The sequence below is a fragment of the Pedococcus sp. P2_E5 genome (assembly GCF_056403895.1).
Genome location: NZ_JBFUEP010000042.1, coordinates 1 through 21,109, shown reverse-complemented (window position 1 = coordinate 21,109; position 21,109 = coordinate 1). Strand labels below are relative to the sequence as shown.

Annotated in this window: 19 protein-coding genes; 11 read left to right on the top strand and 8 right to left on the bottom strand. The window is 70.1% G+C overall.

The window, feature by feature from the left end:
• Window position 1: 1 nt before the first annotated feature.
• Window positions 2-1,027 (bottom strand): 4-hydroxy-3-methylbut-2-enyl diphosphate reductase, encoded by a 1,026-nt coding sequence (locus AC1DVZ_RS14630; protein ID WP_477618934.1) that lies wholly within the window; start codon window positions 1,025-1,027, stop codon window positions 2-4.
• 203 nt (window positions 1,028-1,230) lie between these two features.
• On the opposite strand from AC1DVZ_RS14630, the gene xseA reads away from it, so the two are divergent.
• Complete coding sequence (xseA, locus tag AC1DVZ_RS14625; protein ID WP_477618955.1) at window positions 1,231-2,406, top strand: exodeoxyribonuclease VII large subunit; 1,176 nt, start codon at window positions 1,231-1,233, stop codon at window positions 2,404-2,406.
• Between the two features lie 11 nt (window positions 2,407-2,417).
• Window positions 2,418-2,678 (top strand): exodeoxyribonuclease VII small subunit, encoded by a 261-nt coding sequence (locus AC1DVZ_RS14620; RefSeq protein ID WP_477618933.1) that lies wholly within the window; start codon window positions 2,418-2,420, stop codon window positions 2,676-2,678.
• Here the strand turns inward: AC1DVZ_RS14620 and AC1DVZ_RS14615 are convergent.
• Window positions 2,675-3,232 (bottom strand): DUF4245 domain-containing protein, encoded by a 558-nt coding sequence (locus AC1DVZ_RS14615; protein WP_477618932.1) that lies wholly within the window; start codon window positions 3,230-3,232, stop codon window positions 2,675-2,677. The genes AC1DVZ_RS14620 and AC1DVZ_RS14615 overlap by 4 nt on opposite strands.
• A gap of 96 nt (window positions 3,233-3,328) precedes the next feature.
• On the opposite strand from AC1DVZ_RS14615, the gene glpX reads away from it, so the two are divergent.
• The 4 genes from glpX (at window position 3,329) to AC1DVZ_RS14595 (ending at window position 7,623) form a co-directional block, all read left to right on the top strand.
• Entirely contained in the window at window positions 3,329-4,360 is a 1,032-nt protein-coding gene (gene glpX / locus AC1DVZ_RS14610) for a class II fructose-bisphosphatase (protein WP_477618931.1), read from the top strand.
• A 71-nt stretch (window positions 4,361-4,431) separates the two neighbouring features.
• Window positions 4,432-5,349, top strand: a complete 918-nt coding sequence (locus AC1DVZ_RS14605; RefSeq protein ID WP_477618930.1) for a PfkB family carbohydrate kinase — start codon at window positions 4,432-4,434, stop codon at window positions 5,347-5,349.
• A 22-nt stretch (window positions 5,350-5,371) separates the two neighbouring features.
• On the top strand, window positions 5,372-7,057 hold the full coding sequence (locus AC1DVZ_RS14600) for a fumarate hydratase (protein ID WP_477618929.1): 1,686 nt from the start codon (window positions 5,372-5,374) through the stop codon (window positions 7,055-7,057).
• A 32-nt stretch (window positions 7,058-7,089) separates the two neighbouring features.
• Window positions 7,090-7,623, top strand: a complete 534-nt coding sequence (locus tag AC1DVZ_RS14595; RefSeq protein ID WP_477618928.1) for a beta-class carbonic anhydrase — start codon at window positions 7,090-7,092, stop codon at window positions 7,621-7,623.
• 112 nt (window positions 7,624-7,735) lie between these two features.
• Here the strand turns inward: AC1DVZ_RS14595 and AC1DVZ_RS14590 are convergent, their stop codons facing one another.
• A complete protein-coding gene (locus tag AC1DVZ_RS14590) occupies window positions 7,736-8,158 on the bottom strand; it encodes an Ohr family peroxiredoxin (RefSeq protein ID WP_477618927.1) in 423 nt (140 codons plus the stop codon).
• Between the two features lie 148 nt (window positions 8,159-8,306).
• On the opposite strand from AC1DVZ_RS14590, the gene lhgO reads away from it, so the two are divergent.
• Window positions 8,307-9,506 (top strand): L-2-hydroxyglutarate oxidase, encoded by a 1,200-nt coding sequence (gene lhgO, locus AC1DVZ_RS14585; protein WP_477618926.1) that lies wholly within the window; start codon window positions 8,307-8,309, stop codon window positions 9,504-9,506.
• A 103-nt stretch (window positions 9,507-9,609) separates the two neighbouring features.
• On the opposite strand, the gene glmM is transcribed toward lhgO, so the two are convergent.
• The 3 genes from glmM to rplM form a co-directional block, all read right to left on the bottom strand.
• Window positions 9,610-10,965: a phosphoglucosamine mutase gene (gene glmM / locus AC1DVZ_RS14580; RefSeq protein ID WP_477618925.1), complete on the bottom strand. Its 1,356-nt coding sequence runs from the start codon at window positions 10,963-10,965 to the stop codon at window positions 9,610-9,612.
• A gap of 162 nt (window positions 10,966-11,127) precedes the next feature.
• Window positions 11,128-11,631 (bottom strand): 30S ribosomal protein S9, encoded by a 504-nt coding sequence (gene rpsI, locus AC1DVZ_RS14575; protein ID WP_477618924.1) that lies wholly within the window; start codon window positions 11,629-11,631, stop codon window positions 11,128-11,130.
• 9 nt (window positions 11,632-11,640) lie between these two features.
• Window positions 11,641-12,084, bottom strand: a complete 444-nt coding sequence (gene rplM / locus AC1DVZ_RS14570; protein WP_477618923.1) for a 50S ribosomal protein L13 — start codon at window positions 12,082-12,084, stop codon at window positions 11,641-11,643.
• 267 nt (window positions 12,085-12,351) lie between these two features.
• On the opposite strand from rplM, the gene AC1DVZ_RS14565 reads away from it, so the two are divergent.
• The 3 genes from AC1DVZ_RS14565 to AC1DVZ_RS14555 are packed head-to-tail and all read left to right on the top strand — an operon-like array spanning window position 12,352 to window position 14,927.
• On the top strand, window positions 12,352-12,963 hold the full coding sequence (locus tag AC1DVZ_RS14565) for an ArsR/SmtB family transcription factor (RefSeq protein ID WP_477618922.1): 612 nt from the start codon (window positions 12,352-12,354) through the stop codon (window positions 12,961-12,963).
• The gene (locus tag AC1DVZ_RS14560) at window positions 12,960-14,246 is read left to right on the top strand and encodes an MFS transporter (RefSeq protein WP_477618921.1); all 1,287 of its coding nucleotides are present in this window, start codon (window positions 12,960-12,962) and stop codon (window positions 14,244-14,246) included. Before AC1DVZ_RS14565 ends, AC1DVZ_RS14560 begins: the two co-directional genes overlap by 4 nt.
• Before the next feature lie 21 nt (window positions 14,247-14,267).
• A complete protein-coding gene (locus AC1DVZ_RS14555; RefSeq protein ID WP_477618920.1) occupies window positions 14,268-14,927 on the top strand; it encodes an LmeA family phospholipid-binding protein in 660 nt (219 codons plus the stop codon).
• A gap of 205 nt (window positions 14,928-15,132) precedes the next feature.
• Here the strand turns inward: AC1DVZ_RS14555 and AC1DVZ_RS14550 are convergent, their stop codons facing one another.
• Window positions 15,133-18,225 carry a pullulanase X25 domain-containing protein gene (locus AC1DVZ_RS14550; protein ID WP_477618919.1) on the bottom strand — a complete coding sequence of 1,031 codons (3,093 nt, stop codon included), beginning with the start codon at window positions 18,223-18,225 and terminating at the stop codon, window positions 15,133-15,135.
• Window positions 18,226-18,337: 112 nt separating this feature from the next.
• A complete protein-coding gene (locus tag AC1DVZ_RS14545) occupies window positions 18,338-20,020 on the bottom strand; it encodes an ABC-F family ATP-binding cassette domain-containing protein (RefSeq protein WP_477618918.1) in 1,683 nt (560 codons plus the stop codon).
• Window positions 20,021-20,177: 157 nt separating this feature from the next.
• Between AC1DVZ_RS14545 and AC1DVZ_RS14540 the strand changes: the two genes are divergently transcribed.
• Entirely contained in the window at window positions 20,178-21,080 is a 903-nt protein-coding gene (locus AC1DVZ_RS14540) for a hypothetical protein (protein WP_477618917.1), read from the top strand.
• Window positions 21,081-21,109: the final 29 nt, after the last annotated feature.

Sequence of the window (21,109 nt, the reverse complement as noted above, 5' to 3'; positions counted from 1 at the left end):
GTCAGTGCAGCGAACCGGCCTCTTCGAACGCGGCGTCGTGGCGCATCTTGTCGCTGAGGCCACGAGCCTTGAGGTCGCGCCGGATCTCGTTGGGCAACGAGAACAGCAGACTCTCCTCGGCCGCCACGACCGGCGCCACATCGGCGTAGCCGCGCTCCGCGAGGTAGGCCAGCACGTCGCGGACGAGCAGCTCGGGGACCGAGGCGCCCGACGTCACACCCACGGTGGCGACCCCGTCGAGCCAGGTCTCGTCGATCTCGTCGGCATAGTCCACGAGGTGCCCGGCCTTGGAGCCGTGCTCGAGCGCGACCTCGACGAGACGAACGGAGTTCGAGGAGTTGCGCGAGCCCACGACGATCATCAGGTCGCAGTCCGGAGCCATCTGCTTGACGGCGAGCTGGCGGTTCTGGGTGGCGTAGCAGATGTCGTCGCTGGGCGGGTCCTGCAGCGACGGGAAGCGCTCGCGCAGCCGGCGCACGGTCTCCATCGTCTCGTCGACCGACAGCGTGGTCTGTGACAGCCAGACGACCTTGTCGGGGTCGCGGACGGTCACGTTCGCCACGTCGTCCGGCCCGTCGACGAGGGTGATGTGCTCGGGCGCCTCACCCGAGGTGCCGACGACCTCCTCGTGGCCCTCGTGGCCGATGAGCAGGATGTCGAAGTCGTCGCTGGCGAACCGGACCGCCTCGCGGTGCACCTTGGTCACCAGCGGGCAGGTCGCGTCGATGGTCTTGAGCTTGAGCGCCTTGGCCTCCTCGTGGACCACCGGGGCGACGCCGTGGGCCGAGAAGATCACGGTGGCGCCCTCGGGAACCTCGTCGGTCTCCTCGACGAAGATCGCGCCGCGCTTCTCCAGCGTCGTGACGACGTGCTTGTTGTGCACGATCTCCTTGCGCACGTAAACCGGCGGGCCGTAGAGCTCGAGCGCCTTCTCGACGGTCACGACGGCCCGGTCGACGCCTGCGCAGTACCCCCGCGGGGCGGCAAGCAGCACGCGCTTGGTGGGTCGTTCCGTGGCGTCAGTCATGGGTCCATCGTAGGTTGCCGCCGCACGGCACCCCAATCGCCGGCGAGGGTATGCCGCGTGGTCACCCCGCGGCATACCCGAAGGATTGTCGGTGGCCACGTCCTAGAGTGAGCCGCGTGAGCGGCCCAGAACAGCGACCGGCGCTGCCCGAGAAGGCCGCGGACACCTCCGCCGAGTCGCCGTGGCCGGTGCGGCTGCTGAGCATGCGCATCGCCGAGTACGTCGAGAAGATGTCGGTCCTGTGGGTCGAGGGCCAGGTCGTCCAGCTCACCCGCCGGCCGGGGCAGCGCACGGCCTACCTCACCCTGCGCGACCCCGACGTCGACATGTCGCTGTCGGTCGCCATCCAGGTCAACGCCCTCGACGCGATGCCGACCCCGCTCACCCAGGGCGAGCGCGTCGTGCTCCAGGCCAAGCCGGTCTTCTGGACCCAGCGGGGCTCGCTCATGCTCGACGCCCGCCAGATCCGCCCCGTGGGGGTGGGCGAGCTGCTCGCCCGGGTCGAGCACCTCAAGCGAACCCTCGCCTCCGAGGGACTCTTCGACGCCGACCGCAAGCGCCCGTTGCCGTTCCTGCCACGCACCGTCGGTCTGGTGTGCGGGCGGGCCGGTGCCGCCGAGAAGGACGTCGTCGAGAACGCTCGGCGGCGCTGGCCGACCGTCCGGTTCGCGATCCGGGAGGTCGCCGTCCAGGGGGGTGCGGCCGTGCAGGAGGTGATGGCGGCCCTGCAGGAGCTGGACGCCGACCCCGAGGTGGACGTCATCGTCATCGCCCGCGGCGGCGGGTCGGTCGAGGACCTCCTGCCGTTCAGCAACGAGGCCTTGGTCCGCGCCGTGGCCGCGGCCCGCACGCCGGTCGTCTCGGCGATCGGCCACGACGTCGACACCCCCCTGCTCGACCACGTCGCCGACTGGCGCGCCTCGACACCGACCGACGCGGGCAAGCGCGTGGTGCCCGACGCGCAGGCAGAGCGCCACGGCATACGCCACTCCCGCGACCGCGGGCGGCGCGCGCTGCAGGCGCGGATCGCCAGCGAGCGACGCCACCTCACCGCGCTGCGGTCCCGCCCCGTGATGGCCCGTCCCACGGCGATGATCGACGCCCGCCGCCAGGAGCTCGACGCCCTCACCGACCGCGCCCACCGTCGCGTCCTCGCCTCCGTGCACCGAGCTGCCGACCAGATCCACCACCTCCACGCCCAGGTGCGGACCTTGTCGCCGTTGTCCACCCTCGAGCGCGGGTATGCCGTGGTGCAGCACCGCGACGGGCGCGTCGTCACCGACCAGGGCGAGGTCGCCGTGGACGAGGTGCTGCGGGTGCGGGTGGCGCGGGGAGACTTCGCCGCTCGGGTCGTCGGGCTGCCCGGCCCGGCCGGTTAGGCTGCAGGACCATGGCCAAGGCAGCAGACAAGGCGACGACCGACCCAGTCGAGACCGACGCGAACGACGTGGCGGACCTGAACGACGACGTGGCGGACCTGAGCTACGAGCAGGCCCGCGACGAGCTCATCAGCGTGGTGGCCCAGCTCGAGGGCGGCCAGCTCGGTCTCGAGGAGAGCATGCGGCTGTGGCAGCGCGGCGAAGCCCTCGCGGCGCACTGCAGCACCTGGCTCGACGGGGCGGAAGCCGCCCTCAGCCAGGACGAGGCCTAGCTGGTCGGGACCGGCCGGAGCGTCTCGGCGAACGCCGTGAGCTCCTCGAAGGTGCCTGTGCCGGTCACGATCGTGGTGAGCTCGGCGGGGGTCTCGGCGCGGTGGACGAGGCTGTTCTGCAGCTTGCCGTTGCGCACGTAGGTGCCCCATGTCTTGCCGGCGGCCTGCACCTCGCCGGTCTGGGTGGCGCGGTTGGTCTGGGCCGAGACCCACTCGGCCGTCGCGTCCTTGGTCTGTTCGATCGCGATGTAGTTGCCGGTCGGCGACTGGTAGCCCGCGTGCCAGGTCATCAGACCTCCCGTCGAACGCACGTAGCGCACGCTGGTGGCCTTCCAGCCGTCAGGCAGCGCCTCGGGCCGGTCGATCGGCCAGCCGCTCTCCCGGGCCACCTCGACAGAGGCCCCTGCGACGTCGACCGGAGGCTGCGACACGCTGTTGACCCGGGGCACGATGGCGATGAGCGCCGCCACGATCACCCCGATGACCAGCAGGGAACGGATCATGTTTGCCGCGGAGCCGTTGGCGTAGGAACTTCGGGGTGCAGGGGCGCTCACACCCCCATCGTCCCTGACGCGCACCGCCGGGCGCCAACCACCCCCACCACCGATAGGCTTCGGGCGCTCACCCGTCGCCGTGTGAAGGATCGATGCATGTCTGAGCAGCACCTCCCCTCGTCCCTGCGCGTCGGTGTCGAGGCACCTGACCGCAACCTCGCCCTCGAGCTGGTGAGGGTGACCGAGGCAGCCGCCATGGCCGGTGGCCGCTGGGTCGGCCGAGGCGACAAGAACGGCGCCGACGGTGCTGCCGTCGAGGCGATGCGCGCGCTGATCAGCACGGTGTCGATGAAGGGTGTCGTGGTCATCGGCGAGGGCGAGAAGGACGACGCCCCGATGCTCTACAACGGCGAGGAGGTCGGCGACGGCATCGGGCCCGAGTGCGACGTCGCCGTCGACCCCATCGACGGCACGACGCTCACGGCCAAGGGCCAGTCGAACGCTGTCTCGGTGCTCGCCGTGTCGGACCGCGGGTCGATGTACGACCCCAGCGCCGTCTTCTACATGGACAAGCTCGTCACCGGCCCGGAGGCCGCCGACGTCGTCGACATCCGCCTCCCCGTCGCCGAGAACATCAAGCGGATCGCCAAGGCCAAGAAGGAGACCGTCGAGGACGTCACGGTCGTCATGCTCGACCGGCCGCGGCACCACCAGCTCGCCTCGGAGGTGCGCGACGCCGGGGCCAGGCTGAGGTTCATCTCCGACGGCGACGTCGCCGGCGCGATCATGGCAGCGCGCGACGACACCGGCATCGACCTGCTCCTCGGCATCGGCGGGACGCCTGAGGGGATCATCACCGCCTGCGCGATCAAGTGCCTCGGCGGCGTCATCCAGGGCCGGCTCTGGCCGCAGGACGACGACGAGCGCCAGCGCGCCATCGACGCCGGCCACGACCTCGACCGGGTGCTCTCGACCGACGACCTGGTCACCGGTGAGAACTGCTTCTTCGTGGCCACCGGCATCACTGACGGCGAGCTGCTCAAGGGGGTTCGCTACCGCGCAGGCGGGGCGACGACGCACTCCCTGGTGATGCGCTCCAAGTCCGGCACCATCCGCCTCATCGAGAGCCACCACCAGCTCGCCAAGCTGCGGGCGTACTCGTCCATCGACTTCGACCACGCCGGCTGACTGCACCCCCCAGCACCGCACCTCACCCACCCAGCCAATCCCCCAGCCACGTCCCACAGAAAGGCAGCTCCGTGAACGTCAGGAACCTCGTCATCGGAGAGGCGCTCGTCGACATCGTCCTCGACAGCGCGGGAACCACGGCTGAGCACGTCGGTGGCAGCCCGGCCAACGTCGCCATCGGGCTGGCCATGCTGGGGCACGACGTCGACTTCGCGTGCCGGGTCGGGCGGGACGAGCGCGGCGAGCGGATCGCGTCCCACCTGCGCTCGCACGGGGTGACGGTGCTGCCCGAGAGCTTCGGCGACCTGCCGACCTCCACTGCGCTGGCCACGCTCGACGAGCACGCCACCGCCACCTACACGTTCGACCTGCACTGGGACCTGCCGACCATCCCCATCCCGGACGGCACCGGCCACGTCCACACCGGGTCGCTGGGCACCATCCTGCAGCCCGGGGCGCAGAGCGTCACCGATGCCCTGGTCGCCGGGCGCGAGCACGGGACGGTGTCCTACGACCCCAACATCCGCCCCGGGATCATGGGTGAGCTCGAGCCGGTGCGGGCACGGGTCGAGGAGCTCGTCCGGCTCAGCGACGTGGTCAAGGCCTCGGGTGACGACCTGGCCTACCTCTACCCCGACGAGAGCGCGGAGGCGGTGATGACGCGCTGGCTGGGCCAGGGCCCGAGCGTCGTGGTCGTCACCCTCGGCGCCGACGGCGTGGCCTACCGCGTCGCCAGCGGTCCGGGCGAGGGCCGGGCGCCGACGGCCGCCCGCACCGTCGTCGACACCGTGGGCGCCGGCGACTCGTTCATGGCCGGACTCCTGTCGGGCCTGCTCGCCTCCGGCCTGCTCGGGGACCCGGGTGCGCGCGAGCGGCTGCACAGCGCGACACTGGAGGACGTCCGACCGGCCGTCGCCCGCGGCATAGCCACCAGCGGCATCACCGTCGGGAAGGCCGGGGCCTACGCCCCCGCCCTCGACGAGCTGTAGACCAAGGAGAACATCCCGCACCATGCCCGAGAACGACTTCGACTACGTGGACCTGTTGCCGATCGGCCCGGACGAGACCGAGTACCGCCTGCTGACCACCGACGGCGTCTCCACGGTCGAGGGACCTGACGGACGCACCTTCCTCCAGGTCGAGCCCGAGGCGCTGCGGACGCTCACCGAGACGGCCATGCACGACATCGCGCACTACCTGCGCCCCGCGCACCTGGCCCAGCTGCGTCGCATCATCGACGACCCCGACGCGAGCAACAACGACAAGTTCGTGGCGCTGGACCTGCTCAAGAACGCCAACATCGCCGCCGGCGGTGTCCTGCCCATGTGTCAGGACACCGGCACCGCGATCGTGATGGGCAAGCGCGGCCAGCACGTCCTCACCTCGGGCGCGGACGAGCGCGCCATCGCCGGAGGTGTCTACGACGCCTACACCCGCCTCAACCTGCGCTACTCCCAGATGGCCCCCATCACGACGTGGGAGGAGAAGAACACCGGCTCCAACCTCCCGGCCCAGATCGAGCTCTACGCCGACACTGCCGAGGGGCACGAGACGGCATACAAGTTCCTGTTCATGGCCAAGGGTGGCGGAAGCGCCAACAAGTCGTTCCTCTACCAGGAGACCAAGGCGGTCCTGAACCCCGAGCGGATGCTGGCCTTCCTCGACGAGAAGCTGCGCAGCCTCGGCACCTCGGCGTGCCCGCCGTACCACCTGGCCATCGTCATCGGCGGCACGAGTGCCGAGTTCGCCCTCAAGACGGCCAAGTACGCGTCGGCCAAGTACCTCGACGAGCTGCCCAGGGAGGGGTCCATCGCGGCCCACGGGTTCCGCGACACCGAGCTCGAGGAGCAGGTCCTCGAGCTGACGCGCAACTTCGGCATCGGCGCCCAGTTCGGCGGCAAGTACTTCTGCCACGACGTCCGGGTGGTCCGGCTCCCCCGCCACGGCGCGTCGCTCCCCATCGCCATCGCCGTCTCCTGCTCGGCCGACCGCCAGGCGCTCGGGAAGATCACCCCCGAGGGCGTGTTCATCGAGGTCCTGGAGCGGGACCCAGCGCGGTTCCTGCCCGAGACGACCGACGAGCACCTCGAGGACGAGGGCGACGACGTCGTGCGGATCGACCTCAACCGCCCGATGGACGAGATCCGCGACGAGCTCACGAAATACCCTGTCAAGACACGGCTTTCGCTCTCCGGTCCCCTGGTCGTCGCCCGAGACATCGCGCACGCCAAGATCAAGGAGCGGCTCGACGCCGGCGACGGCATGCCTCAGTACCTCAAGGACCACGCCGTCTACTACGCCGGTCCGGCCAAGACGCCGGAGGGCTATGCGAGCGGCTCGTTCGGACCGACGACCGCGGGTCGGATGGACTCCTACGTCGACCAGTTCCAGGCGGCCGGCGGCTCGATGGTGATGCTGGCCAAGGGCAACCGCTCCAAGCAGGTCACCGATGCCTGCGACGCCCACGGCGGCTTCTACCTCGGGTCGATCGGCGGTCCGGCCGCCCGGCTGGCCCAGGACTGCATCAAGTCGGTCGAGGTGCTGGAGTACCCCGAGCTCGGCATGGAGGCCGTCTGGAAGATCGAGGTCGAGGACTTTCCCGCCTTCATCGTCGTCGACGACAAGGGCAACGACTTCTTCGCCTCCACCATCAAGCCGATGGCGAGGTCCATCCCCAAGCGACCGGGACTCCTGTGAGCGACACACCTGCCGTGAGCGAGAATGCTGACGTGAGCAACCCTGCTGCTGTGAACGACCCCACCTCTGCCCCCAGGGGATTCGACGACCTCCTGGCCGCGAACGAGGCGTTCGCCGCCCGCTTCACGCTCGGCGGCTTCGACGGCATCGCGCACCGCGGCGTCGCCGTGGTCACCTGCATGGACTCGCGCATCGACCCGCTGCGCATGCTCGGCCTGTCCCCGGGTGACGCCAAGATCTTCCGCAACCCCGGCGGGCGCATCACGGCCAACGCCCTCGAGGCGCTGGTCCTCGGCGTGCACCTGCTCGGGGTCGAGCGCATCCTCATCGTCCCCCACACCAGGTGCGCGATGGCCAGCAACACCGAGGCCGAGCTGCGCGAACGCGTGGGCGCGTCGGCGGGTCAGGACGCGTCCTGGCAGGGATTCCACGTCATCGACGACCAGCGCGAAGCTCTGCTCGCCGACGTGCGCGCCGTCCGTTCGCACCCCCTCATCGGCGACCAGGTCGCCGTGGGCGGCTTCATGTACGACGTCGACACCGGCCTGCTGTCGCGGGTGGTCTGACGCCCGCGGCATACCCGCGGGCCCGGACTCCCTCGAGATCAGACCTCTCGGCCGCACGGCAGCCCGGGACCAGCGAGAGCTGGGATCTCGGGTGGGAGGTCGCGAAGCGCCGTCAGGCGAGGGCGACGGTGACGTCGATGTTGCCGCGGGTGGCCTTGGAGTAGGGGCAGCGCTCGTGCGCGGCGTCGACCAGCTGCTGCGCGGTGCCGCGGTCGAGGCCGGGCACCTCGGCGACGAGCGCCACCGCGAGACCGACGCCCGTGTCGGTCTCGCCGAGCGTCACCGTCGCGGTGACGGTGGAGTCCGAGGTGTCCAGACCCATGGCGGTGGCCACCGAGTTGAGGGCGTTGCCGAAACACGCGGCGAAGCCTGCGGCGAACAGCGTCTCGGGGTTGGCCTTGGGGTTCGCCTTGCTGCCGGGCTTGCCCAGCTTGAGGTGGACGACGCCGTCCTCGCTCGTGACGTGTCCCGCGCGGCCGCCCTGAGCCGTGGCGGCGATGGAGTAGAGCGGTTCGGTCAGTGACTCGTGGGGCATGGTGCTCGCCTTCGGTGGGGTGACGGGTGGTGACATCCTCGGCTCACCAACCCGTCCTGACAACCGCCGCCCGACCACGGGCATTCCGGCGCCGCCGATCATGGTCGTTCCGCCGCGCGTCCATCCCGCCCGGTTCTACGCTGGGCGCATGCCGACGCCGCTGCGCTACCTCGTGATCGGCGGTGGGATCATCGGGCTGGCCGTCGCCGAGCGGCTGTGCCGAGACCACCCTGACGCCCACGTCACCCTGGTCGAGAAGGAGGACCGCTGGGCCGCCCACCAGACCGGGCGCAACAGCGGGGTGATCCACTCCGGGCTCTACTACGCGCCCGGTTCGAAGAAGGCGGTCATGTGCCGCAGCGGCGCGGCATCCATGGTCGCCTTCGCCGAGGAGGAGGGTGTCGCCCACGAGATCTGCGGAAAGCTCGTGGTCGCCACCCGCGAGGACGAGCTGCCAGGCTTGGCGCGCCTGCACGAGCGCGGGCTCGCCAACGGTCTCGTCGTCACCCGGCTCACCGGGGAGCAGGCGAAGGAGCACGAGCCGCACGTCAGCGCTGTCGCGGCCCTGCACGTGCCGGCGACGGGGATCATCGACTACGGCGCCGTGTGCGCGGCGCTCGTGCGACGCCTCCAGCGGGCGGGCGCCACCCTGATGCTGGGCGCCGAGGTGCTCGGAGCCGTCCGCTCAGGGGCGACGACGATCGTGCGCACCACGGCCGGTGACATCGCTGTCGACCTCGTCGTCGCGTGCGCCGGTCTGCACTGCGACGAGGTCGCCCGCCGTCTGGGTCATCAGCCCTCGGCCCGGATCGTGCCCTTCCGCGGCGAGTACTTCGAGCTGACACCCGAGGCCACGCCCCTGGTGCGCAACCTCATCTACCCGGTGCCCGACCCGGACTTCCCGTTCCTCGGTGTGCACCTCACGCGCGGCATCGGAGGGCACATCCACGCCGGGCCGAACGCCGTGCTCGCGTTCGCTCGAGAGGGGTACGACTGGCGCACGGTCAGGCTCCGCGAGCTGCGGGACACCTTGACCTATCCCGGCTTCTGGCGGCTCGCGGCGCGCAACTACCGCGCCGGGTCTGCGGAGGTCGCCCGGTCGCTCTCGCGCCACCGGTTCGCCGAGAGCCTGCGCCGCCTCGTGCCCGAGGTCCGCGACGAACACCTGGTGCCGGCCCCCGCAGGGGTGCGAGCCCAGGCCATGAAGCGCGACGGCTCACTGGTCGACGACTTCCTGATCGAGCGGTCCGGGTCGGTCGTGCACGTCCTCAACGCCCCCTCTCCGGCCGCGACCAGCTCCCTCGAGATCGCCGGGCACATCGTCGGCCTGCTCGCCGAATCCGCCTAGCCACCAACGCTTTACAGGCGCCTCGCTGCCCAACAGATGAGGTATGCCGGGCGGTGACCACCCGGCATACCTCGCCGTTGGCGTGACGTGACGTGACGTGACGTCAGAGGGTCAGGCGCGCCTTGACGACCTCGACGAGTCGGTCGGCGACGGCCTGGGCCTGCTCCTGCTCGCCGGCCTCGACCATGACGCGCACGACGGGTTCGGTGCCGGACTTGCGCAGCAGCACCCGACCGGTGCCGGCGAGCGCCACCTCCTCGGCCTTGACGGCCTGCTGGAGCTCCTCGTCGGACTCGACGCGCGACTTGTCGACGCCCTTGACGTTGATGAGCACCTGCGGGAGGCGACGCATCACGGTGGCCAGCTCGGAGAGGGGCTGACCGGTCTCGGCGACCCTGGCGGCCAGCATCAGGCCGGTGAGCACGCCGTCGCCCGTGGTGCCGTGGTCGAGGAAGATGACGTGGCCGCTCTGCTCGCCACCGAGGGAGAAGGACGACGCCCGCATGTCCTCCAGGACGTAGCGGTCGCCCACCGCGGTCTGCCGCATGGCGATCCCCTCGCGTTCCATGGCCTGGAGCAGACCCAGGTTGCTCATCACCGTGGCGACCAGGGTGTCCTGCGCGAGGGCTCCCCGCGACTTCAGCGACACCGCGAGGATGGCCATGATCTGGTCCCCATCGACCTCCGTGCCGTTGGCGTCGACGGCCAGGCAGCGGTCGGCGTCGCCGTCGTGGGCGATGCCCAGCGCGGCACCGCGGGCGATCACGGCAGCCTTGAGGTGGTCGAGGTGGGTCGAGCCGTAGCCGTCGTTGATGTTGAGGCCGTCGGGCTCGGTGCCGATCTCGAACACCTCGGCGCCGGCGAGCCGGAACACCTCGGGCGAGACCGAGCTCGCCGCTCCGTGGGCGCCGTCGATCACGACCTTGATGCCGTCGAGCCGGTTGGGCAGCACGGTCAGCAGGTGCGAGATGTAGCGGGTGTGCCCGTCGGGCATGGTCACGACCCGGCCGACGTTGGCCCCGGTGGGGCGGTCCCACTCCTGGTCGAGCCGCGCGGCGATCTCGTCCTCGATCCGGTCGTCCAGCTTGTGGCCACCCGCGGCGAAGAACTTGATGCCGTTGTCGGGCATGGCGTTGTGCGACGCCGACAGCATCACGCCGAAGTCGGCATGGGTGTCCGCGGTGAGGAACGCGATGGCAGGCGTCGGCAGCACGTTCGCGTGGTAGACGTCGACCCCGGCCGAGGCCAGGCCCGCGATCACTGCGGCGGAGAGGAACTCGCCCGAGGCGCGGGGATCCCGGCCGACGACGGCCTTGGGGCGCCGACCGGCGCGACGGGCGTCGTCACCGAGGACGTGCGCTGCGGCCACACTGAGGCGCAGCGCCAGCTCGGCCGTGATGTCGACGTTCGCGAGGCCGCGAACACCATCGGTACCGAAGAGTCGTGCCGTTGTGGGCATGAAGGGGAGCCTTTCCGACGATCAGGGTGCGCACCCGGCATACCTCGTCGGCCTGGCCGGGCGCGCGGACGCAACTGCTGCGAACCTACTCCTGACAACGCCGCAGGCGGCACCCGAGTTGTCGGGTGCCGCCTGGGGCGGTGCTGCTGGCAGGAGCCAGGATCAGCGCTTGGAGTACTGGGGCGCCTTGCGGGCCTTCTTGAGACCAGCCTTCTTGCGCTCCGGGACGCGGGCGTCACGGGTGAGGAAGCCGGCCTTCTTGAGCGCCGGACGGTTCAGCTCCTCGTCGATCCCGTTGAGCGAGCGCGCCACGCCGAGGCGGACCGCGCCGGCCTGGCCGGAGGGGCCACCACCGTGGACGCGCACGAGCACGTCGTAGGCACCGTCGAGCTCGAGCAGCGTGAACGGCTCGTTGACGATCTGCTGGTGGACCTTGTTGGGGAAGTACTGCTCGAGCGTGCGCCCGTTGATCTTCCACTCGCCGTTGCCGGGGACGATGCGCACGCGGGCGATGGCCTGCTTGCGTCGACCGGTCGCGGCACCGGGCGCCGTGGCGCTCGCGCGACGCGTGGGCTCGTCGGAAACGGGGCCCTCGGACTCGGAGGTGTACTCGGTCAGCTCGACCTCGTCACCCTCGACAGGGGTCTCAGTGTTGATGTCAGTCACAAGAAATCCTTACTGGGAGACCTGGGTGATCTCGAACGGGACGGGCTTCTGGGCGCTGTGCGGGTGCTCGGAGCCGGCGTAGACCTTGAGGTGGGTCAGCTGCTCACGACCGAGCGTCGTGTGCGGGAGCATGCCGCGGACGGCCTTCTCCACGGCCTTGGCCGGGCTCTTGGCGAGCAGCTCGGTGTAGGAGGTGCTCTTGAGGCCGCCCGGGAAGCCGGAGTGGCGGTAGGCCTTCTTCTGCTCGAGCTTGGCGCYGGTGAGGGCGACCTTCTCGGCGTTGATGATGATGACGAAGTCGCCACCGTCAACGTGCGGGGCGAACGTGGTCTTGTGCTTGCCGCGCAGGAGGATCGCGGTCTGGCTCGCCAGTCGACCCAGGACGATGTCCGTGGCGTCGATGACGTGCCAGGTGCGAGTGACCTCGGCCGGCTTGGGGGTGAAGGTGCGCAAGGTAATGGCCCTTTACTGCTGGTGAAGTGATGATGATGGACTCGTATGCCGTGTGCGCCCGAGGCGCGCGATCCGTGACCGGACCGCTGGGTGAGCGCCTGTCGAGGGCGCACGGCACAACAGTGGTCAATGTTACGGGGAAGAGGGACGTGTCCCCAAATCGCCTCAGGCCGGGGCCTACAAGGCCTCTGACCTGCGGAAACAACGGTGCACACTTCCTATGCAGAATACTTGTGCATTCATAGTGTGCAAAGGTATTGTGCACGCATGACCACCTCTCGCACCCAGATCGGCGACCTGACCGGGCTGCGCCTGGACGCCGCCGCCCTCAAGGTCCTCGCCCACCCGCTGCGCTCGCGGCTGCTGAGTGCGCTGCGGACCAACGGGCCCGCCACGGCGACGGACCTGGCCACCCACCTCAGGACCAACTCGGGCGCGACGTCCTACCACCTGCGCAAGCTCGAGTCCGTGGGCCTGGTCGCGGACACCGGCAAGGGCGAGGGCAAGCGCCGGCTCTGGGAGGCCGCGACCGACTTCCACACGTGGGACGCGAGCGACTTCGAGGGCGACGAGGACTCCGAGACCGCGCTGAGCTGGCTGGTCCGGGACTACTCCCGCCACTTCGCCGAGAAGTTCGACCAGTGGCTCGACGTCGAGGCGACCTGGCCGTCGGCCTGGCGGGACGCCGCCGGCATGAGCGACAACTTCGTCATCGCCACCCCCGAGCAGGTCGAGTCCCTCAAGACCGAGATCGACGAGCTCCTCCTGAAGTACCGCCGCGTCGGCCAGGGCAATCCCGAGGCCCGTCGTCTGGCCGTCTACTCCGCCATCTACCCCCTCGACCTCGACCGCACTCCGCGCGGGAAGGACCAGTCGTGACCACCCTCTCCCCCACTGCGGCCAAACGCGTCTTCCTGGTCCTCAGCACGACCCGGTGGCTCCCGGTCGGCTTTGTCGTCGGCATCTTCACCCTGGTGGCCCGCGAGCGGGGACTCACGATCGAGCAGATCACGCTCTACATGACCGCGCAGGGGATCATGGTCCTCCTGCTCGAGCTCCCGACCAGCGGGTTCGCCGACGCCCTGGGCCGGCGTCCGCTGCTGCTGGTCGCCGGCGTGGTCAACATCGGCGCCGGTGTGGCCTTCCTCTTCGCCCAGTCGTTCTGGCAGTTCGCCCTGGCCGCCGGTCTGATGGGTGTCTACCGGGCGCTCGACTCCGGCCCCCTCGAAGCCTGGTACGTCGACACGGTCCACGAGCGGGAGCCGGGCGCCGACGTCCATCGCGCCATGTCGGCGCAGGGTGTGCTGGTCGGGATCGGCATGGGCGGCGGCGCCCTGGTGTCCGGTGGCCTCATCGCCTGGCACCCGTTCCGCGAGTCCAGCGCCCTCCTGCTGCCCGTCCAGGTGTTCGTGGCGTTGTGCGTGGTGCACCTGTTCGCCACCACCGTGCTGCTGCGCGAGACCCCGCGCAGCGACAGTCGGCTGCGGAACAGGCTGAGCGACTCCGTCCGGGAGACACCGGCCGTGGTGCGTGGCGGGCTGCGCCTGGTGACGCGCAACCCGGTGCTGGCCGGTCTGGTGCTGGTCGAGCTCTTCTGGGTCATCGGGATGATGGCCTACGAGACGCTGATGCCGCTGCGGCTGTCCGACCTGCTCGGCTCGGAGGCACGGGCCGGCGCGTGGATGGGCCCGGCGGCGGCCGGGGGCTGGGCGCTGTTCTCTGTCGGGTCGTGGCTCGGCGGGCGCGCCGCCGACCGCTTCGGGCTGGTGCCGGCCGCCGTGCTCGGTCGCGTGCTCAACGGGCTCGGCGTCGTGGCGATGGGCCTGGTCCTGGGACCTGCCGCCCTCATCGGGGCCTACCTCGTGACCTACTCGCTGCACGGAGCTGCCAGTCCGGCCTACATGGGCCTGATGCACCGCGAGGCGAGTGCGAAGAACCGGGCGACGATCCTGTCCCTGGGCTCCCTCGTCATGCAGGCGGGTGGCGCCGTGGCGGGTCCGCTCCTGGGCCTGCTGGCTGCGCACACCTCGATCGCGACCGCCATGGTCGTCGCCGGGGCCATCAGCACCCTCGGCTTCGTCTGCTTCCTCCCGGCCTGGCGCCGGGGGCGCACCCAGCCGGTCGAGGAGCTCGAGGTCGAGGACGCCGCCACTACCCCGTGAGCCATCGGGAGAGGATGGGGCATGCGCAGGTTCCTCCTCGGCCTCCTCACCGGACTGCTGGCCGCCGTCCTCCTCCTCGTGGCAGGGGTGGCCGCCCTGGTGCTGTCGGTCCCCCAGGACGAACCGCCGGCGAGCCCGCCGCCGGTGGCCATCCCCGGAGCACCCTCGCGGCTCGGCCAGGGCCAGACCTGGCTCTCGACGGTCGCCCTCGACAGCGCCGCCGTCCTCACGGCTGACGGCCCACTCACCGATGTGCACGCCACCGGGCGCGAGGTGAGCCTCACCGAGGCGGGTCTGACCGCAGGCAGCCTGACCATCGACGCCGTCCTCCCGTTCGCGTCCGCCGGAGCGCAGGTGGGTGACGGTGTGGTGCTGTATGCCGCGGGGTCGGGCCGCGCGGGCCTGCGCCGCACCGTGACGCTGCTGGGTCGCGACGTGCCTGTGACGGCGACGGGCACGGTGCGCGCCGTGGACGGCCTGCTCGTGATCGAGCCAGAGACGGTGGACCTGGGTGGTCCGGACCTGCTGAACACCGCGGCCTCGGCTGCCGTGCGGCAACTCGTGACCGTCCGTGAGCAGGTCGAGGGGCTGCCCCAGGGCATGCGCCTGACCAACGTTGAGGTGGTCACCGGAGGGTTCCGCGTCCACCTCGAAGGCCGTCGCATCTCCCTGGTCAGCTAGCTACTCACTCGCCGCGAACCCAACCTCACCGGCGCCCGTCCCATCCCCACCCCCGTCTTCGACAGCAACCTTTGCTAGCAACCTTTGCCAGCAACCTTTGCCAGCAACCTTTGCTAGCAAAGGAAACTCGCTGAGGGACAGGTTGCAACCTGTCCGCCGACCAGCAACCTTTGCTAGCAAAGGTTGCTGGTCGGGGGCGGAGGCCCTACTCGCTGGTCACCGTGGTGAGGTGCGACACCGAGTCGAAGCTGAAGGTCGTCGTCGCGCCGGCAGCGGGCACGGTCAGCGGGATGTTGGCCGGGCCACCGCCGTCGCCGTAGCTCTCGGTGAACGACAGCGCGTAGGCCACCTTGAACTCGTAGCTGCCAGCGGGGATCAGCTTCGTGGACCACGTGAAGACACCGTCACCGTCCTTGTCCTGCAGCCACGGGCGCATGCAGGCGGGCTGCCAGTCGGCGGAACAGCCGAGCTCGGACTGGAAGGTGCCGGGTGCCGTGACTATCAGCCCCTGCTCGTCGGAGGTCGCCCAGTGCGTCGTGGGGTCGTAGTAGAACGTCACGGTGCCGTCGTCCGTGTCGTAGGAGATGTTCGCGCCGTCGCGAATTCCCTTGTCGCCGTAGTTCTCCGTCCAGCTGCCATTGAGGGCGGCCTTGTAGGAGTAGGACCCTGCGGGGAGGGTGAAGGCCTTCTTCCAGATGCCGTCGTTGGTGTCGAAGGCCAGGATGGCCTGGGTGCACGCAGGCAACCAGTCCTCCGAGCAACCCATCTCCGAGTTGTGCGTGCCGGCCACCGTGACGCTGGTCGGCTGAGTGGCCCGTGGGTCACCGTTGTCGATGACGGGCTGGGGCGGGTTGGCGACGACCGCCCAGGTGGAGTCGGCAGCGACCCGACCAGCGGCGTCCTTGGTGACGGCGCGGTACTCGAGGTAGGTGTCGACCGGGAAGCCCGAGACGTCGTGGAACACGCGGAACGGCGCGTTGTCGTCGGTGCCCAGGGTCGTCCAGGTCGACGTCCCGACCGGCCGGTAGAGGAAGGTCGTCTGGGCGAACGTGCTGGCCTGGACCTTCGCCGTGACCTCGGCACGGCCGTAGATGCCGTGGCCACCGTCGGCGCCCACCACCTCGGCCTGGACGGTCGGGGCGGCACCGGAGGTGGCGATGGCCTTGTTGGCCCTCCACACGCTCACCGTGAGCGGCGGGACGGTGACGGTGAGCGACCCGTCGGCCTTCGGCTTCGCCGAGGTGTCCGTGCCGAAGGCCGGCGTGAACACCACGCCGCTGCCCTTGCTCCACGTGGGGAACGTGGCCGTGGCGACCTTGGTGTCGTTGTTGGCCGCGACGACGTACTCGACCTTCTGTCCGGCGTCGACGCGGGACACCGCGAAGATGCCGGCGCCGTCGGCGGCATACCTGGTGACCTGGGCACCGTCGGCGAGGGCAGGGTGCTTGGCCCGCACCTGGGACAGCGCCGCGATGTGCTGGTAGATCGGGTTGGTGGTGCCGTACCGGTCCATCGAGCCGTCAGGGCCGCCGAGGACGGTCTCGTTGTTGTAGAGGGCGACCTTGCTGGCGAACATGTCCTCGCGGGCTGCCTGGTCACCACCGGTGCTCACGAAGCCCTGCTCGTCGCCGTAGTAGGTGACCGGGTTGCCGCGCGTCGTGAACATGAGCGAGTCCGCGAACTGCACCCGCTTGAGGTGCTCGGCCTCGGTGGTCGCCGAGTCCTTGAGGAACATCGCGACGCGGCCCATGTCGTGGTTCCCGAGGAACGTCGGCAGCTGGTAGGCGTTGCTGTCGGCGTCGGTGTACCAGTCGTCCTTGGCGAAGAAGTCGGCCAGGGTCTTGGCGGGCCTGCCCTTGGCGAAGTCGACGCCCTGCTGCTGGAACCCGAAGTCGAGGGTGGCCTGGAGCTTGCCTGCCGTCGTGTACTCCGACATCACCGCGGGGTTGCCGTCGAAGACCTCGCCGAAGGCGAAGAAGTCCTGCTTCCCGGCCTGCTTGGCATGGCCGAGGATGTCGGGGATGAACTTCTGCCAGAACTCGAGGTTCACGTGCTTGACGGTGTCGATGCGGAACCCGTCGATGCCGAAGTCGACCCACTTGTTGTAGATGTCACCCATGCCCTTGACGACCTCGGGGCGCTCGGTGAACAGGTCGTCCAGACCGGAGAAGTCGCCATAGGTCGAGGACTCGCCGGCAAAGGTCGAGTCACCGCGGTTGTGGTACATCAACGGGTTGTTCAGCCACGACGGGACCTTGGCGGTGTCGCCACCCGGGTGGAAGAAGGGCACGTAGGGGAACGACGTCGCCGGGTTCATCTCCGGGAACGTCTTGTCGATGTAGGCACGGTCGTCGAAGGTCGTGCCGGAGGCGTCCTCGTAGGGGAACCTGCCCTTCGACCGGTAGGTGTACTTTCCGCCCTCGTAGTCGATGACGTCGGCCGTGTGGTTCGTGATGATGTCGAAGAAGACCTTCATGCCCTTGGCGTGGGCCGCGGCGATCAGCGACTTCATGTCGGCGTTGGTGCCGAGGTGCGGGTCGATCTGCGTGAAGTCGGTGACCCAGTAGCCGTGGTACCCGGCGCTCTCCTGCCCCGGGCCACCCTGCACGGGCTTGTTCTTGAAGCTCGGCGTCAGCCAGATCGCAGTGGTGCCAAGGCCTTTGATGTAGTCGAGCTTGCTCTCGACGCCCTTGAGGTCGCCACCGTGGTAGAAGCCCTTGGCGGTCGGGTCCAGGCCCGTCGTGAGGGGTCCACCCGTCAATCCACCGGCGTCGTTGGCCGCGGAGGCGTTGGCGAACCTGTCGGCCATCACGAAGTAGAAGCGCTCACGGGTCAGCGACGAGCGCAGCGAGCTCTTCGCGTATGCCGCGTCGGCGGCCGTCGTTCCCCCGGCCAGGTCCGCGGGTGCGAAGGAGACCACGTGGCTCGTGTCGTCGTAGCTGAACGCCACCCGCATCGGGCTCAGCAACGTGAGCGAGAGGTTCGCTCCGTCGGGCTTGCCGCCCACGCCGTAGTTGACCGCCCACGAGTCGTTGATGGCGACCTTGAAGGCCCACGTCCCGGCCGGCACCGTGAAGGTGCTGGCAAACGTGTCCGTGGCGCCCACCCGGGCGAGCTTCGAGCTGTCGCACGGCGGCGACCAGTCCTCGGCACAGCCCAGCTCGGTCTGCAGGTCCCCGACGAGCGTGACCGTGGCGGTCGGTGGAGCCGCCACCGCGGGCACTCCGGCCACCACCCCCGAACCGATCGCGAGGGCTGCTCCCAGCAGGACGGCATACAGACGGCGTGGACCTGGCATGTGCTGCTCCTCCGAGGTCGCGGCGCGACTCCTTCGGCGCGCTGCGGTGTCTCGCACGCTAGCTGCGAAAACCTTTACACGCATCTCCACGGTGACGCCCCGAGGCGGGCGCTCAGCGGGCGCGGGCCACCCGCCCCTCGTCCCAGACCGGTTCGTCCGATTCGTAGACCCTGCCGTCCGCACCGAACACGAGGAACCGGTCGAAGCCACGGGCGAACCACCGGTCGTGGGTGACGGCGATGACGGTCCCCTCGAAGGCCTCGAGCCCCTCCTCGAGGGCCTCGGCGGAGTGCAGGTCGAGGTTGTCGGTCGGCTCGTCGAGCAGCAGGCAGGTCGCGCCGGACAGCTCGAGCAGGAGGATCTGGAACCTCGCCTGCTGGCCACCCGAGAGCGAGTCGAAGGTCTGCTCGCTGGCGCGGGCCAGACCGTACCGGTCGAGGACCCGGGCCGCCTCCTCCCGGGGACGTCCCGTGCGGTGCTCGTCGCCGCGGTGCAGGATCTCGAGCAGCGTGCGGCCGACCAGTGCGGGCTGCTCGTGGGTCTGGGCGAACCAACCCGGCCGGACCCGCGATCCGAGCCGCAGCCGACCCGTGTGGGTCACCGAGGCGGGCTGGATGTCGCCGACCGGGCGGTGCTCGGCGTCGGGGTCGCTGCCGCCGCAGGCGACCAGGCGCAGGAAGTGCGACTTGCCCGAACCGTTGCTGCCCAGGACCGCCACGCGTTCGCCGAACCAGATCTCGAGGTCGAACGGCTTCATCAGGCCAGTCAGCTCGAGCTGCTCGGCGATGACGGCGCGCTTGGCGGTGCGGCCACCCTTGAGCCGCATCCGGACGTTCTGTCGCGGGGGCACGGCCTCGGGCGGGCCGGCTTCCTCGAACCGCCGCAGCCGCGTCTCCGCGGCCTGGAGCTTGGGCGCCATGTCGGAGTTGTAGGCCGCCTTCTGGCGGTACATGATCACCAGCGCCTTCAGCTTGGCCTGCTCCTCGTCCCAGCGGCGGCGCAGCTCCTCCAGCCGCGAGTTCCGGTCCTCGCGGGCCTGCTGGTACGTCGCGAACCTGCCCGGGTGCACCCACAGCGTCGACCCGGCGCCGCCGGGCTCGAGGGTCGCGACCCGCGTGGCCACCCGGTTGAGCAGCTCGCGGTCGTGGCTGACGAACAGCACCGTCTTGGGCGAGGCGATCAGCTGGTCCTCCAGCCACCGCTTGGCGGGCACGTCGAGGTAGTTGTCCGGCTCGTCGAGCAGCAGCACCTCCTCGGGGCCGCGCAGCAGCGCCTCGAGGACCACCCGCTTCTGCTCGCCACCCGACAGGGTGGTGACCTTGCGCCACTGGGCCTTGTCGAACGGCATACCGAGGGCTGCCACGGTGCAGACGTCCCACAGCGTCTCGTAGTCGTAGCCACCCACGTCGCCCCACGTGACCAACGCCTGCGCGTAGGCCATCTGGTCGGCCTCGCTGTCGCGCTCCATCATCAACAGCTCGGTGCGGTCGATCTCGGCGGCCGACCGTCGCAGCGGCTCCGGCGCCACCGACAGCAGCAGGTCGCGCACCGTCGAGTCGTCGCGCACCGACCCCRCGAACTGGCGCATCACCCCCAGGCCGCCGGAGCGGRTCACCGCACCCTCGTGGGCGACCAGGTCCCCGGCGATGATCCGACCGAGCGTCGTCTTGCCGGTGCCGTTGGGACCGATGAGCGCGACCTTGGCGCCCTCCCCCACCCGGAGCGAGACGTCGCTGAGCAGCGGTCTGCCGTCGGGCAGGGTGAAGTTCACGGTGTTGATGTCGAGGTGTCCCACGGGTCAAGGGTGCTCTACCCGACCCCCGCGCGTCATCTCAGTTGTCCGGCCGGGCGAACCGGGACAAAAGGACTAGACAACCTTAAAGGCTTGGCCAAGTTGGTCAGGGGCGCTGCGGTGGCCCCCGATGATGGCGAGGTCGTCGAAAGGACAACCCGTGCCCCGCCCCGCCTCTGCCCTGCGCTCCGTGGCCATGGTCGCCCTCGTGGCGATCGTGGGTGCCGTGGTTGTGACGGTGGCAGGTCAGGCGATGGCTGCGCCGCTGGCCGCGGTGGACCGCACGGGTCGCCCCGCCGCCGCACGAGCCCTGTGGGTCTGGGACACCTCCGACCCGCAGGCGGTCGTCACCCTCGCGACGACGCGCGGCATCGGGCAGCTGTATGCCGCCGTGCCCCCGAACGTGGACCGCTCGCCACAGCTCGCCCAGCTCCAGCAGCTCGTCGCCCTGGCCGACTCGGCCGGGTTGCGCGTCGACGCCCTGGGTGGCGACCCGGGCTGGGTCGACAACCCGGCGTGGGTGGTCACCAACTGGCTGCAGCCGGCGCTCGCGACCGGTCTGTTCACCGGCGTCCACGTCGACATCGAGCCCTACACGACCCCGGCCTGGACGAAGAACCGCAAGGCCGTCGTCAAGAAGTACCTCGCGACCCTCGACACCCTCCGTACCGCTGCGACGGGCGCGCCGATCGAGGCGGACATCCCCTTCTGGTTCGACGAGATCACCGTCAACGGCTCGACCCTGGACCGCGAGATCATGCGACGCACCGATGCCGTCGCCGTGATGGCCTACCGCAACCACGCCGACGGACCGGACGGCACGATCGCCCTGGCCTCGGCCGAGGTGGCCGCGGGCGCCCAGCTCGGCCGCCCCGTGCGGATCGGCCAGGAGACGAACGTCCTGGGCGTCGACCCGACCGAGGTCAAGCAGACCTTCGCCGGAATGACCCGCACCCAGATGGAGGTCCAGCTGGCCGCAGTCACGGCGGCCTTCTCGACCTCGCCCGCCTTCGCCGGTCTGGCGATCCACGACTCACGCGGCTACGCGTCCCTGGCTCCCTGAGCCCCGGGGCGAGCCGGCCTGCTCCCGCC